Origin of the sequence: Halomonas sp. B23F22_3, from assembly GCF_043496965.1 — a bacterium.
Taxonomy (GTDB): Bacteria; Pseudomonadota; Gammaproteobacteria; order Pseudomonadales; family Halomonadaceae; genus Halomonas.
The window spans coordinates 311,024-323,776 of sequence record NZ_JBIEKG010000006.1 but is presented as its reverse complement, the minus strand read 5'-3'; the positions used below and the strand labels follow the sequence as shown (position 1 = coordinate 323,776).

12 protein-coding genes are annotated in these 12,753 nt (G+C 71.2%); 6 read left to right on the top strand and 6 right to left on the bottom strand.

Features of this window, described 5'->3' with window-relative positions; all coding sequences use genetic code 11:
- The first annotated feature begins 29 nt into the window (after positions 1–29).
- Positions 30–311, top strand: a complete 282-nt coding sequence (locus ACGTNG_RS15865; protein WP_394797490.1) for a DUF503 domain-containing protein — start codon at positions 30–32, stop codon at positions 309–311.
- 130 nt (positions 312–441) lie between these two features.
- Complete coding sequence (locus ACGTNG_RS15860; RefSeq protein ID WP_394797489.1) at positions 442–1,170, top strand: aspartate racemase/maleate isomerase family protein; 729 nt, start codon at positions 442–444, stop codon at positions 1,168–1,170.
- Between the two features lie 14 nt (positions 1,171–1,184).
- Here the strand turns inward: ACGTNG_RS15860 and ACGTNG_RS15855 are convergent, their stop codons facing one another.
- Complete coding sequence (locus ACGTNG_RS15855; RefSeq protein WP_394797488.1) at positions 1,185–1,532, bottom strand: putative quinol monooxygenase; 348 nt, start codon at positions 1,530–1,532, stop codon at positions 1,185–1,187.
- A 186-nt stretch (positions 1,533–1,718) separates the two neighbouring features.
- Here ACGTNG_RS15855 and ACGTNG_RS15850 point away from each other — a divergent pair, with 186 nt between their 5' ends.
- Both ACGTNG_RS15850 and ACGTNG_RS15845 read left to right on the top strand, forming a co-directional pair.
- Complete coding sequence (locus ACGTNG_RS15850) at positions 1,719–2,189, top strand: GFA family protein (RefSeq protein WP_394797487.1); 471 nt, start codon at positions 1,719–1,721, stop codon at positions 2,187–2,189.
- Between the two features lie 205 nt (positions 2,190–2,394).
- Positions 2,395–3,363 (top strand): YbgA family protein, encoded by a 969-nt coding sequence (locus tag ACGTNG_RS15845; protein WP_394797486.1) that lies wholly within the window; start codon positions 2,395–2,397, stop codon positions 3,361–3,363.
- 17 nt (positions 3,364–3,380) lie between these two features.
- Here the strand turns inward: ACGTNG_RS15845 and ACGTNG_RS15840 are convergent, their stop codons facing one another.
- Positions 3,381–4,247 carry an SDR family oxidoreductase gene (locus tag ACGTNG_RS15840; RefSeq protein WP_394797485.1) on the bottom strand — a complete coding sequence of 289 codons (867 nt, stop codon included), beginning with the start codon at positions 4,245–4,247 and terminating at the stop codon, positions 3,381–3,383.
- 144 nt (positions 4,248–4,391) lie between these two features.
- Here ACGTNG_RS15840 and ACGTNG_RS15835 point away from each other — a divergent pair, with 144 nt between their 5' ends.
- Entirely contained in the window at positions 4,392–5,609 is a 1,218-nt protein-coding gene (locus ACGTNG_RS15835) for a methyltransferase (protein ID WP_394797484.1), read from the top strand.
- Positions 5,610–5,615: 6 nt separating this feature from the next.
- On the opposite strand, the gene ACGTNG_RS15830 is transcribed toward ACGTNG_RS15835, so the two are convergent.
- A complete protein-coding gene (locus tag ACGTNG_RS15830) occupies positions 5,616–6,734 on the bottom strand; it encodes an extracellular solute-binding protein (RefSeq protein ID WP_394797483.1) in 1,119 nt (372 codons plus the stop codon).
- A gap of 7 nt (positions 6,735–6,741) precedes the next feature.
- Positions 6,742–8,511: a chloride channel protein gene (locus tag ACGTNG_RS15825; protein ID WP_394797482.1), complete on the bottom strand. Its 1,770-nt coding sequence runs from the start codon at positions 8,509–8,511 to the stop codon at positions 6,742–6,744.
- 244 nt (positions 8,512–8,755) lie between these two features.
- Between ACGTNG_RS15825 and ACGTNG_RS15820 the strand changes: the two genes are divergently transcribed.
- Positions 8,756–10,459 (top strand): alkaline phosphatase family protein, encoded by a 1,704-nt coding sequence (locus ACGTNG_RS15820; RefSeq protein WP_394797481.1) that lies wholly within the window; start codon positions 8,756–8,758, stop codon positions 10,457–10,459.
- Between the two features lie 221 nt (positions 10,460–10,680).
- On the opposite strand, the gene ACGTNG_RS15815 is transcribed toward ACGTNG_RS15820, so the two are convergent.
- Together ACGTNG_RS15815 and ACGTNG_RS15810 are read right to left on the bottom strand one after the other, a co-directional pair.
- Positions 10,681–11,151 carry an aminoacyl-tRNA deacylase gene (locus ACGTNG_RS15815; protein ID WP_394797480.1) on the bottom strand — a complete coding sequence of 157 codons (471 nt, stop codon included), beginning with the start codon at positions 11,149–11,151 and terminating at the stop codon, positions 10,681–10,683.
- Between the two features lie 200 nt (positions 11,152–11,351).
- A complete protein-coding gene (locus ACGTNG_RS15810) occupies positions 11,352–12,545 on the bottom strand; it encodes a ChaN family lipoprotein (protein ID WP_394797479.1) in 1,194 nt (397 codons plus the stop codon).
- Positions 12,546–12,753 lie beyond the last annotated feature (208 nt).

Sequence of the window (12,753 nt, the reverse complement as noted above, 5' to 3'; positions counted from 1 at the left end):
CGTGAATGTGGAACGGGCAAGGAGAGGGCATGCATATCACGATCCTGACCCTGACGATCTCCCTCCCGGGCTGTCGCTCCCTCAAGGAGAAGCGACAGCGCATGGGTGGCCTTCACGAACGTCTCGGTCGACATCCGGCGATCGCCGTCTGCGAGAGCGGGCATCACGATCGCCACGATGCCAGTGAATGGACCTTCGTGGCGGTGGGCCCCACATCGCGGGCCGTGGCGTCACTGTGCAGCGAGATCGAGGAGACATGCCTGCAGAGGGTGGATGGCCGGGTCATGGAGGTGACGCGCGAGCGGCTGTGAGTCTGGCCAGCACGGGGCGGCCGACGCGGAGACACACTTTTCGGCAGGCGGCCATTGTCAGCGGGCGGGTCACCTGCGCTAGCCTGTAGGGCGAACGCCCATCCGCACCACCCTTTTCGGAGTGCCCGACATGACGCATGCCGACTGCCTAGGCATCCTGCTGCCCGACGATGGGCCGGATGACTACGAGTGGATCACCCTGGCGGAGCGAGCCCGGGAGCTGCCGCGGCTCGTGCTGGGCCGGGTGCCGAGCGACGGCCACCACGCGCCGGCGGCGCTGCTCGCCCTGGGCGCCGTGGAGCGGCTGGCCCCACCGGGCGAGCGGTTGGTCGAGGAGGCCGGCGCGCGCTCCGTGGTGTGGGCCTGCACCAGCGCCAGCTTCATCGGCGGGCTCGGCTGGGCCCATGATCAGCGCACCGCGCTCGAGGCGCGGCTGGGGGTGCCGGTGACCAGCACGGCGCTGGCATTTCTCGAGGCCCTCGACGCCCTGGGTCACGATCGTGTCGACCTGCTGAGCCCCTACCCGGACGACGTCACCCTGCGGCTGGTGAGCTTCCTGCGCGAGGGCGGGGTCGGCGTGGTCCACGACAAGGCCCTGGACTGCCCCTATGCCGCGGATTCGCACCGCGCCGACATCCTCGAGGAGGTGCGCCGATTCGTCGACCGCCATCCCGATACCACGCGGCCGCTGCTGATCCCCGATACCGCCATCGACACCCTTGGCCGGCGCGAGGCGCTGGTCCGGGAGGCCGGTCGCGAGGTGATGACCGCCAATCAGGTGAGCCTGTGGGCGGGGCTCAGGCGGCTCGCCGGCGGCGCTCGACCGCCGGCACTGCTCGGCCCCCTGGCCGATCACTGACCGTGCCGGGCCGGTCAGAGCCTGGGCGCGTCGAACTCGACGGGCTCGTCGGTATAGACACAGACGTTGGCGTCTTCGATATCGCCGTCCGGGTCCTCGAGGTGCGTCGCGAAGAATGCCTGGATCTCCCGGCGCTGGCAGTGCGCCTCGAAGGCCTCGCGGTTGGCCCAGATCTCATGGAAGACGATGGGGTAGCTCGCGCCCTGGGCGAAGGGATTGTCGATATGGCGGGTGACGGTGTAGTGCAGGCAGGCGTCCTCGCGATGGGCATTCGGCTCCAGCGCCTGGAGCGCCCGGAAGACCGCGTCCTCCCGGCCGGGCTTGGGCTTGAAGCTCGCGGTGCAGTAGATCTTCTGTGACATGATGACTCCTGATGGGGGAATGCCGCGGCGACGATACCAACAAGCGCGCAGCGCCACCAGCCGCCCCGACCCGCGAGGCGGAGTCCCGGGCCTGGCCGCCCGCGTGCCCCGACCGCCCTGTTGCGACAACGCCGCCCCGACTCCCCGGGGGGGAAACAACGACCAGCGACCTGGAGGATGGATGCCATGCGACTAGACGGTTCCTGCCACTGCGGCGCGGTGCGCTTTCGCGTCGAGTCCCCTCACTCCTATCCCTATCAGCGCTGCTACTGCTCGATCTGTCGCAAGACGGCCGGCGGTGGTGGCTATGCCATCAACCTGGGGGCGCTGGCCGAGACCCTCGAGGTCGAGGGCGCCGAACACCGTCGGGTCTACCATGCCGTGATCGACGGCGAGGAGAGCTCGGGCGAGCGGCACTTCTGCGGCCGTTGCGGCAGCGCGCTGTGGGTCTTCGACCCGGACTGGCCCGAACTGGTCCATCCCTTCGCTTCGGCCATCGACAGCGAGCTGCCGATCCCGCCCGAGCGCGTCCATTTGCTGCTCGACAGCAAGGCCGGCTGGGTGGAGGTCGAGGCCCGCGATGGCGACCGCTGCTTCGCCGGCTATCCCGAGGAGAGTCTCGCCGAGTGGCACCGGCGCCTGGGCCTGGAGCGCTGATCGACCCGGCGCCGGGACTGGCAGCGCGGCGTTGCTATGCCACAATGGCGCTTCCCGCCGACGTGCCAGGGCATACCCGGGCACGGTGGGGCAGGGACGCAGGATGAGCCCGGCAAGCGCCGGGCAGCCCAGAGCGGGTCGGCCCAGACGAGCAGGTAAAGACGGGTAAAGACGGGCAAAGAGAAGCGGCAAAAGGAGAGCGGCAATGACGGAGCGGCCAGCACGCGGCAAGCGCATCCCGGTCGGCATCAGCGCCTGCCTGACGGGCGAGCAGGTGCGCTACAACGGCGGGCACAAGCGCTCGCGCTATTGCCTGGAGGTGCTCCAGGAGCGCTTCGCCCTGGAGCCCTTCTGTCCCGAGCTCGCGGCCGGGCTCGGCGTGCCGCGGGAGCCGATCCGCCTGGTCGGCCTGCACGACGAGACGCCCCGGGTGCTGGGCACCCAGGACCCGAGCCTCGACGTCACCGAGCGCCTGGAGGAGGTCAGCCAGGCGTTCGTCGATGGCCACCGCCACCTGCGTGGCTTCATCCTGATGAAGGGCTCGCCGAGCTGCGGGCTCGAGCGGGTCAAGGTCTACCATCCCAACGGCATGCCCAGCCATTCGGATTCGGGCGCCTTCGTGCGCGCCCTGCGCCGCCACTTCCCGGAGCTGCCGCTGGAGGAGGAGGCGCGGATGAACGATGCCGTGCTGCGCGAGAACTTCATCACCCGGGTCTACGCCTTCGACGACTGGAAGCGCCAGGTCGAGGCCGCGCCGAGCTTCCACGCCCTGCTGCAGTTCCATAGCCGGCAGAAGTACCTGCTGATGGCCCATCACGTGGAGACCTACCGCGAGTTGGGACGCTACCTGGCAGGGGCCAGCAAGCTGCCGCTCGCCGAGGCCATGGCCCATTACCTGCAGCGCTTCATGGCGGCGCTCGGCCGCCCGGCGACCCGCAAGAGCCACACCAATGCCCTGCTGCACGTGCTGGGCTACCTCAAGCAGGCCGTCGACGGCGAGACCCGCCAGGACCTGCTGGCGGCCATCGAGGACTACCGCCTGGGCCACGTGCACCTGGTGGTACCGATCCGCCTGCTCACCCACTACGTAAAGCGCTACGGCTCGGACTACATCCGCGAACAGACCTACCTTGACCCGCATCCCTACGAGCTGGGCCTGCGCAACACCATCTGACGGCGCCGGCGTGCCGCCTAGGGCCGGCGTTCGTCGCGGGTGGAGCGCAGCAGCAGGCGGTCCAGCAGCCGGGTGCTAAGCACTCGCCTAAGGGTGCCGAACAGGTGGGTCGGCACGGTCACGTAGTAGCGTGCCTTCGGGCGCCGGCTCTCGAGGGCATGCACCAGCTTCTCGACGACCGCCTCGGGCCCCAGGGTGAAGCGCCCGCCGCCGTCGTCGCCGGCCAATCGCGCCTCCACGGCGCGGTAGGTCTCGGCGTGGGCGCTTGCCGCAGTGTCGATATGCGCCTTGAAGGCGCGGTAGGCACTCTCGCGAAAGCGGCTGGTGATCGGTCCGGGCTCGATCAGGCTGACGTGGATGCCGCTGCCGTGAAGCTCCAGGCGCAGGGTGTCGGTCAGCCCCTCCAGGGCGAACTTGGAGCAGACGTAGGCGCCGCGGTAGGGCAGGGCGGCGAGCCCCAGTACCGAGCTGTTCTGCACGATGCGCCCGCCGCCCTGGCGGCGCATCGCCGGCAGCACCCGGCAGGTGAGCTCGTGGGTGCCGAGCAGGTTGGTCTCCAGCTGGGCGCGCAGCACCTCGCGGGAGAGATCCTCCACCGCGCCGGGCTGGCCATAGGCGGCGTTGTTGAACAGCGCCTCGAGCCGCCCGCCGGTGGCCGCCAGCACCGTCTCGACGCAGGCGGCGATCGACTCGCTGTCGTCGAGATCGAGGTAGACCGCCGTCAGGCCCGCCTCGCGCAGGCGGGCCAGGTCCTCGTCGCGACGCGCGGTGGCGAACACCCGCCAGCCGCGCTCGGCCAGCGCCAGGGCGGCGGCCTGGCCGATGCCGCTGGAGGCGCCGGTGACCAGCACGCTGTGGGAGGATGGATGGGAAGAGGCGGACATCGATCGGGCTCCTGGCGGTCGGGGGAGGGCGCTGCGCATGGCTCGCGGCGGTGCGGCAACCCCGCACTCTGTCGGCTGGCGCCCGGCCATGCAAGTCGCCCGCGAAGTCCCTACAATGCGCCCCACTTTTGAGGTCGAGCGTCCATGTCCCCGTCTCCTCCCCCCTCCCTGTCCCATGCCGAGCGCTTCGCGCGGCTGACCGCGCTGCTGGCCGACTGGCAGCCGCTGTGGCGCCCGCTGCCGTTCCAGCATCGCGGCTCGCCCTGGGGCGCGGCGTACTCGGCGCTGGACAAGACGCTGCTGGCGCTCTCCGACGCCGAGGCGGCGCGCCTGCAGGACGCCCCCTTCCGCGACTCGCCGCTCGCCGAGTGGCTGCCGGTGGCGGCGCTCGAGGAGCTCGCCGCGTTGCCCGAGCTCGCCGGAGACGATCGCGCGCTGCCGGCGGCCTGGGCGGCCCATGTCGGCGGGCGCAAGTGGTCGCAGATCGAGGCCTTCCTGCCCCGGGTGGCGGCTGCGCCCGACGAGCGGCTGGTGGAGTGGTGCGCCGGCAAGGGGCACCTGGCCCGGGCGCTCTCGCGTCGCGACGCGGCCGAGGTGACGGCCCTGGAGTGGCAGGCCCCGCTGTGTCGCGACGGGCAGCGGCTGGCCGACCGCCAGGGGGCGGCGGTGCGCATGGCCGAGCAGGACGTGCTGGCCCCCGAGGCGGGGCGCTGGCTCTCGCCCGAGACGCACGTGGCGGCGCTGCACGCCTGCGGCGACTTGCACGCCCGACTGATCGAACTCTGCGCCGCGCAGGGCAGCGCCGTGACCCTGGCGCCGTGCTGCTATCAGCGCACCGCCGCGGCGCACTACCGACCCTTGTCGCAGCAGGGGCGCGAGCGGGCATCGGCCCTGGGGCTCTCGCTGACCCGCGAGGAGCTCGCCATGGCGGTGCAGGAGACGGTGACCGCGCCGCGCCACGTTCGCCGTCGCCGCGAGCAGGCCGGCGCCTGGCGGCTCGGTTTCGACCTGCTGCAGCGCGAGGTGCGCGGCGTCGACGCCTACCTGCCGGTGCCGAGCCTGGCCTACGGCCAGCTGCCGGCGCGCTTCGAGGCCTTCTGCCGCTGGGCGGCCGAGCAGAAGGGCCTGGTCCTGCCGGCCGGCGTCGACTGGGCGGCCTTCGAGGCCGCCGGCGAGCGGTGCCGGGCCGAGGTGGTGCGCCGGGAACTGGTGCGCCACCTGTTCCGTCGCCCGCTGGAGGTATGGCTGGTGCTGGATCGTGCCCTGCGCCTGGAGGAGGCGGGCTTTACGGTGGAGCTCGGCACCTTCTGCGCCCGCGAGCTGACCCCGCGCAACCTGCTGCTGCGCGCCGCGAGGCGCTAGGCTCGTCTACTTCGACTCGCGCCGGGCCCGCCAGTCGCGAAAGAGCGCCTGGATGCGTGACTGGGTGCGGGCGTACCAGGCCTCGTCCTTGGTCACCGCCCGCTCGGTGTTCAGCGGGTGGGTCGGGATGTGCAGGCGCATGTCCACGCCGCTCTCGGGGTGGGTGGTGACCCGCACCGCCGCCGAACGGCGGGCCGGGCCGTAGGGGATGTGCCGCGCCAGGTCGGCGAGGCGCTCGGTGTCGGTGGCGAAGCGCAGGAACTCGCGCGCCGCCTCGGGGTGGGGCGCGCCTTTCGGGATCGCCCAGGTCTCGTGCTCCTGGACCTGGCCGTCCCAGAGGATCTCGATCGGCGCGCCACGGTTGACCATGGCCTCGAAGAAGCGGCCGTTATAGCCCGAGGCCATCACCACCTCGCCCTCGGCCAGCAGGCGTGGCGGGGTATCGCCGGCCTGCCACCAGCGGATCTCGTCGAGCGTGTCCAGGCGCTCCCAGGCCAGCGCCAGGCCGCGGCGCGTGCTGAGCAGTCGATAGAGCTCCTGGCGGGGCACCCGATAGGAGAGCAGCGCCCACTCCAGGTTGACCGCCGGGGTGTCCTGCAGGGCGCGCGGCCCCGGGAAACGGCGCTGGTCGAAGAGGTCGCCGATTCGGGTCGGGCGCCGGCCGGGGAAGGCGTCGGTGCGATAGGCGATGACGGTGGCGAAGATGCTGTGGGTGATGGCGCAGCGACCGAAGGCGTCCGGCAGGAAGTCCGCCTCCGCGGGCGTGCCGTCCGGGGCCGGCGACAGCAGCGCCGGCGAGAGCGGCTCGAGCAGCCCCTCGTCGCAGGCGGCCATCGCCTCGCTGCGGGTCATGTCGATCAGGTCCCAGGGCACCTCGTCCGCGGCCACGGCGCGCCTGAGCGCCTCTATTCCCCCGTCGTACTGCCGCACCTCCACGGGCCGGCCGGTGGCGGCGGTGTAGGGTGTGAACAGCGCCGCCTGCTGGGCGCGCTCGTAGGCCCCGCCCCAGCTCAGCACGACGAGGGCGTCCTCGTCGGCTGCGCCGCCGAGCGAGAGCAGGGCGAGCGCCAGCCCCAGCAGGCGCGCCGGCCAGCGGCCCCGCGTTCGCTTGGACTCTCGCGTCATCGGACGTTTATCCCGTGCCATGCTCCTCCCGTCGCAGTTCGTCGCCGTGTGCCAGGTAGGCGCGGGTGATGCTCGACTCGAAGACCACCCCCAGGAAGGCGCCCTCGGCGTCGACCACCGGCAGGGCCTCGCCGGTGACGTCCTCGAGTGCCGCCATGGCGTCCCAGAGCGAGGCGTCTGGCGCCAGCACGGGGCGCGCCAGCGGTGCGATCAGCTCCACCCGCGGCGGGTTGTCGGCGTCCTCCGGCGCCGCTTCCCGCGCCGCTTCCAGGTCGGCCAGGCTCACGCAGCCGTGGTAGCGCCCCGCCGCGTCGACCAGATAGCCCTCGCCGTGGCGGGCGCGGCACAGGGCGGTGACCGCCTCGGCCACCGGCGTCTGCGGCCTGAGAATCACGCCTTCATCCGTCAGGTGCTCTGTCACCGGGGTCCCCCGCAGCACGGCGCGGCCGCGCCCGGCGGAGAGGTCCAGGCCGCGCGCCACGAGCTGGATGTCGAACAGCGAGCGGCCGAAGAGCTGGGCGGCGATGGGGCTCGCCAGGGTCACGCTCGCCAGCGCCGCGGTGGTCAGCGCGTAGCTGCCGGTCAGCTCGAAGACGATCAGCAGGCTGGTCAGAGGGGCCCCGATCACCGGGGCGGTGACCGCCACCATGCCGCAGACGGCATAGAAGACGAAGGTCTCCTGGGGCGCGCCGCTGAGCTGGCCGACCAGGGTGCCACACAGCGCCCCGAACAGGGTGCCGATGACCAGCGCCGGGCTGAACACTCCGCCCCCGAAGCCCATGCCCAGGCAGAGCCCCGTGGCGGCGATCTTGAGCACCAGGACCAGCAGCAGCTCGGCGCTGTCGAAGGCGCCGGCGATGGTGGCGAAGCGCAGGGTCTCCTGACCCATGCCGAGGATGTCGGGGACCCACAGGGCGGTGAGACCGAGCAGCGCCCCGGCCAGGGCGGGACGCAGCGGCGCGGCCAGCGGCAGGCGCCGCGCCAGGCGCGTGACGCCGAGCAGGGTGCTCATGTAGGCCCCCGCGACCAGGGCGCCGAGGCCGCCGATCGCCAGGAAGGCGATGAACTCCCAGGGGCGCGGCGCGGCGGTGTCGGCGACGTGGAAGAGTGCGCCGCGCTGGAGCACGTTGGCGGCGATCACGTGGCCGACCAGGGCCGCCGCGGCCACCGGGGCGAAGGCGCGCAGGGCGTAGTGGCGCAGCACCACCTCGTGGGCGAAGACGATGCCCGCCAGGGGCGCATTGAAGGCGGTGGCGATGGCGGCGGCGACGCCGCAGGCGATGGTGACGTTGTCCTCGGAGCGACCCAGGCGCAGCAGCCGGGCGCCGAGCGACCCCAGGGTCGCGCCCAGGTGGACCAGGGGGCCGTACTGGCCGACCGAGGCGCCACTGCCCAGCGAGATCAGGGCGCTGAGCGCCGAGAGGCCGCCGGCCCGCGCCGGCAGCCGGCCGCGGCGGGTCTGCACGGCGGCGATCACATCGGCCGGGGCATGCGGGCGCCGTTCGGGAATGGCGAGATGCACCAGGCCGACCGCCAGGCCCCCGAGCGTCGGCACCGCGACGGTGATGACCAGCAGCAGGCCGGGGTGGTCGAACATCATGCGACTGCGCGGCGAGATCAGCAGCAGGTCGTTGAGGCCGAGCACCGCGGCGACGAATCCCACCGCGACGAGCGCGGCGATGGCGCCGATCACGGCACCCAGCAGCACCAGTCCCAGGAAGCGGACGACGGCCAGTGGGCCGCGTCCGGCACGCTCGACCGCCGGAATCCCTTTCATCCTCAAGTTGTAGGCGCGGCGCGCGGCGCCGTCTACCTGATCGACGCCGAGGACCAGAACGGCGGCGAGACGCCCTGGGCGGTGACGACGTGCCCCGGTCGGTCACCGTCTACAGTGAAGATGGCTACCCGGAGCCCAACGACCTGGGCCGAAACGACGACAGCAACCTCACCGCCGAGCCGTACGACGACAGCTGAACCTTCCCCGGCTGCGAGCCTTTTCCATCAGATCGCGAGGTGTACAGATGACCCGCCATACCTGTCTCGGAGTGGCGCTGGCCGCCGCGCTCCCCCTCGCCGCCGGAGCGCAGGAGCCTCCCCGCCTGATCCTGCAGATCACCGTGGACCAACTGCGCGGCGATCTGCTGCTCCGGCAGAGGGACCAGTTCGGCGAGGGTGGTTTTCGCTACCTGCTGGACGAGGGTATCCACTACGTCGATGCGCACCATGCTCATGCCAACACCGAGACGGTCGTCGGCCATGCCACGCTAGCGACAGGGGCGCATCCCGCCGCCCATGGCATGGTGGGCAACCTCTGGTTCGACCGGAAGGCGGGCCGCACAGTCTATAACATCGAGGATCCGGACTACCCGATCCTCTCGGCCGGCGCCGGGGTCGATGCGGAGACCGAGATCGACCCGACCCAGAAGGCCGCGGCCACGGACGGACGATCGCCGTCCGCCATCCTGACGACGACCTTCTCCGATGAGCTGTCGATCGCGACGCAGGGCCGGGCCAAGGTGTTCGGTGTGTCCGTGAAGGACCGGGGCGCGGTGACAATGGCCGGCCATACCGGCGAGGCGTTCTGGTTCTCCAAGGCCACGGGAGATTTCGTGACCTCGAGCTACTACTACGACGCCTATCCCGATTGGGTGACGGCGTGGAACGAGAGTGACGTCCCGCAGAGGTATCGTGGCGTCGCATGGGAGCTGCTGCACCCGATCGAAACCTACGTGTTCGGCGAACGCGACGACCAGGAGTGGGAGCCGGATTTCGCGGGCTTCGGGCGCACCTTTCCGCATCCCTTCTCGAGCGTCGATTCGCAGGGAGCGGAAGAGGACCCCTATTTCACGACGCTCCTCACCCTGAGCCCGGCGGGGGACGAGATCACCGCCGATTTCGCCAAGACGCTGATCGACGCGGAGGGGCTCGGCGACGACGAGGTGACCGACTTTCTCGGCGTCAGTTTCTCGGCGACCGACTATGTCGGCCATTTCTTCGGGCCTTCGAGCCTTGAGGCCGAGGACAATTTGCTGCACCTCGATCGCACGCTGGCCGACCTGTTCTCCTACCTCGACGAGGAGGTCGGGCTGGACCAGACGCTGATCGTCCTGTCGGCGGACCATGGCGCGCCAGAAGCGCCGGGTTTCCTGGCCGAACTGGGCAAGCTCGGTGGCTACGTGGCGCCCGACACCTGGGACACCGATGCGGCCGTCGACCGGATCCGCGATCGGTTCGGAATGTCAGGCAAGCTCATCGAAGGCTACGATCACCCCTATCTCAACCTGGCGGAAGCGGCGCGCAGCGCCGAGGGCGTCGATCAGGTAGCGCTGGAAACGGCGGTCGCCGAAGAGCTCGTCGCGTTCGACGGTGTGGCCCATGCGATCCCGAGTTCCCGGCTGCGCGAGGGCGCGCTGCCCGAGAACGCGCTCACGCGCGCCGTGCTGAACAACTTCAACCCCGACCGGTCCGGCGACATCTACGTCGTCTTCCACCCCGGCTGGTTCGTCAATGACTTCGATGGCCTCTCCGTCACCGTCACACACGGCTCGCCCTGGCGCTACGATACCTATGTGCCGATCGTGTTCGCAGGCTACGGGCTGGCCCCGCGGACGGTATCGCGGCGGGTTCATACGGTTGACGTGGCGGTCACACTTTCCGCCATCGCGGCCACCCGTCCACCCGATGGCGCCGCCGGCGACGTGCTTCTGGAGGTCGTCGGGCAGTGATCGGGCATGGCATGCCTTGTTGGCTCTGGCCTTGCGCAAGGCCCGTGGGGAGCTGGGGGAGAAGGGGCTCCAGACGACCTGGCGATGAAAGGGTGGACCGGGGCAGGCCGGTTATGACAAGGACAGTGCTGAGGCGGATGATTCGATCCGGGGCGGGCACGCGGGCCGGTGACGTGGCCGCGCCCCGTGGGGCGTGGCCACGTAGTCGTGCGGCCTGGTGATCAGTGGTGTCGGCTGAAGCGGCCGTGCGGGCTGGCGGTCATCAGGCGGTCGAACTCGCGACCGCTCATGTGCACCAGGGTCTGGTGGTCGCCGGCCTCGAAGTAGATGTCGGGCTGGTGGCGCAGCATATCGTCGATATAGACCTGCAGGCCGTAGGCCTGGCCGACCGGGGTGGTGGCGCCGGGGTCGCAGTCGCTGAACGTCTCGGCGATCTGCGCCTCGGAGGCCAGCTCGACCTTCTCGTGGAAGAGCGCCGAGAGTCGATCGAGATCGGCATCGCAGGTGCTCGGCAGCACGGCCAGCCGATAGCCCGCGTCGCCCTGCAGCATGACCGCCTTGGCCATCTGGTTGCCGGCGACGTGCGTCCGCTCGGCGATGCGGCTGCTGGTCACCTCGCGTGGATGGGGGACTTCCTCGAAGTCGATGTCACAGGCTCGCAGGTACTCCCGTATCGTCATGGGCATGCTCATGACAGTGTCTCCTTCGGCCGCTCGGGCCGGGGTCGTCAGTGGTGGCCTCCCTGTGGGTGGATGATGCGTTCCTTCTCTTCAGCATAGTCCCTTCGGCGACACCGTCCTTTCGATACCGTCCTTTCGATACCGTCCCTTCCCCGTCGCCGCTCGCCGGCCTGTGGGGGTGTGAGTTGGCGTGAGGCGGCGCGACCGTTCGCTCAACTCGCGGGGGGAAAGCGCGCCAGCCGCTCCCGGGTGACGCCGTCGCGCCGGACCCCCAGCGGCAGCAGGGTGCCCGGCGCCTGGCGGCGCAGGATGGCGCTGAGGTCGGTGGGCGCTTCGAGATCGACCCCGGCGGCGGTGAGGATCACGTCGCCCGCCACGAGGCCCGCCTGCTCGGCCACGCTCGCCTCATTGACGCTCACGATGCGCACGCCTTCCGGGTGGGCCTCGAGCAGCACGCCCAGGCGCAGCGGGTCTTCGGGCTGGAAGGCGGATTCATCGCCCAGCACATAGCGGGCGTCGGCGTGCTCCGTCGGGGCGGCGCAGTCGCCGGCCGGGGTCCAGGGCAGCAGGCTCAGGTGATCGGTGAGGCCCAGGTCGTCGAGCTGGGCGGGTACGCCGTCGCCGCCGGCGAGGTGGCCCTGGCCCATCAGCCCCACCACCAGGGTGTCGGGGCGCGCGGCCTCCGACAGCGCCGCGGCCATGGCGCGGTCCCAGACCAGCTGGGCGGCGATGAAGCGCGCAAGGCCCGCGGGGTCGTCGTCGCGGTCGACGTGCTGTTCGAAGATCGCGGTGAGACGATCGCGATAGGCCGGCGCGGCCGGGGCCGGCGGGGTGATGCCGAAACGTTCCTCCGCGGGGACGGCCGCCCAGCCCTCTGCGGCCAGGCGCCCGCGCAGGGCGGGGGTGACGTTGAGGGCCACCAGCGGGATCCGCTGCATCCGCGCGAAGTGCAGGATCGGCAGGTAGAGCGCGGGATCGAAGCCCCAGGCCTGCTGCCAGTCGCTCGCCGCGAGAAAGGCCGCCTCGTCGAGCTCGCCGGCGATCCACGCATCCAGCGCCGGCTGCGCCTCGCGGGGCAGCATCTCCAGGCCGATCACCATCGAAGGGCGGTGGGCATGCAGGGCGGCCAGGGTGTAAAGCTGCCAGCGGTGATGGTCGAGCCGGTCGTGGCGTTCGCCGAGCAGCAGTACCCGACGCTCGGCGAGCTCGGGCATCAGCGCCGCGGTGGAGCGCCGTTCCCCGTCATCGGTCAGCCACTGGCCGGGCGCGGGGCAGGCGTCGGCCAGGGTGACCGTCGGGGCCGCGAGGAGCGCGGCGGAAAAGGGGATCACAAGGGCAATGACGAGCCAGGCTGGCAGGGCGAGGCGGCTGAGGAAGCGAAGGCGCAGCAGGCGAGTTGGCGGCATCGGGGGCTCTCGGATAACGTGTCGGGCCATGCCCGTGATCGACACTCAGCCTACCTCGGGGCCCGATAGGGGGGGAAGTGCTGCACTTCGAGGACGGGGAAGTGCCGCTGAAGCGTCGCTTCTGGCACGTCGGTCGCGAGAGGCGGTGTCGCGCCTGGCGCGAGAGACTGGGAGGCCCGAGCCGCTACACTGGGTCAACGAGAACCTG

Excerpts from the sequence above, each read along its gene's own strand:
- ACGTNG_RS15840 (WP_394797485.1), bottom strand. The coding sequence starts at position 4,247 with ATGTCCGCCTCTTCCCATCCATCCTCCCACAGCGTGCTGGTCACCGGC.
- ACGTNG_RS15815 (WP_394797480.1), bottom strand. The coding sequence starts at position 11,151 with ATGAGCATGCCCATGACGATACGGGAGTACCTGCGAGCCTGTGACATC.
- ACGTNG_RS15855 (WP_394797488.1), bottom strand. The coding sequence starts at position 1,532 with ATGTCACAGAAGATCTACTGCACCGCGAGCTTCAAGCCCAAGCCCGGC.
- ACGTNG_RS15850 (WP_394797487.1), top strand. The coding sequence starts at position 1,719 with ATGCGACTAGACGGTTCCTGCCACTGCGGCGCGGTGCGCTTTCGCGTC.
- ACGTNG_RS15825 (WP_394797482.1), bottom strand. The coding sequence starts at position 8,511 with ATGAAAGGGATTCCGGCGGTCGAGCGTGCCGGACGCGGCCCACTGGCC.
- ACGTNG_RS15810 (WP_394797479.1), bottom strand. The coding sequence starts at position 12,545 with ATGCCGCCAACTCGCCTGCTGCGCCTTCGCTTCCTCAGCCGCCTCGCC.
- ACGTNG_RS15830 (WP_394797483.1), bottom strand. The coding sequence starts at position 6,734 with ATGACGCGAGAGTCCAAGCGAACGCGGGGCCGCTGGCCGGCGCGCCTG.
- ACGTNG_RS15860 (WP_394797489.1), top strand. The coding sequence starts at position 442 with ATGACGCATGCCGACTGCCTAGGCATCCTGCTGCCCGACGATGGGCCG.
- ACGTNG_RS15865 (WP_394797490.1), top strand. The coding sequence starts at position 30 with ATGCATATCACGATCCTGACCCTGACGATCTCCCTCCCGGGCTGTCGC.
- ACGTNG_RS15820 (WP_394797481.1), top strand. The coding sequence starts at position 8,756 with ATGACCCGCCATACCTGTCTCGGAGTGGCGCTGGCCGCCGCGCTCCCC.
- ACGTNG_RS15835 (WP_394797484.1), top strand. The coding sequence starts at position 4,392 with ATGTCCCCGTCTCCTCCCCCCTCCCTGTCCCATGCCGAGCGCTTCGCG.
- ACGTNG_RS15845 (WP_394797486.1), top strand. The coding sequence starts at position 2,395 with ATGACGGAGCGGCCAGCACGCGGCAAGCGCATCCCGGTCGGCATCAGC.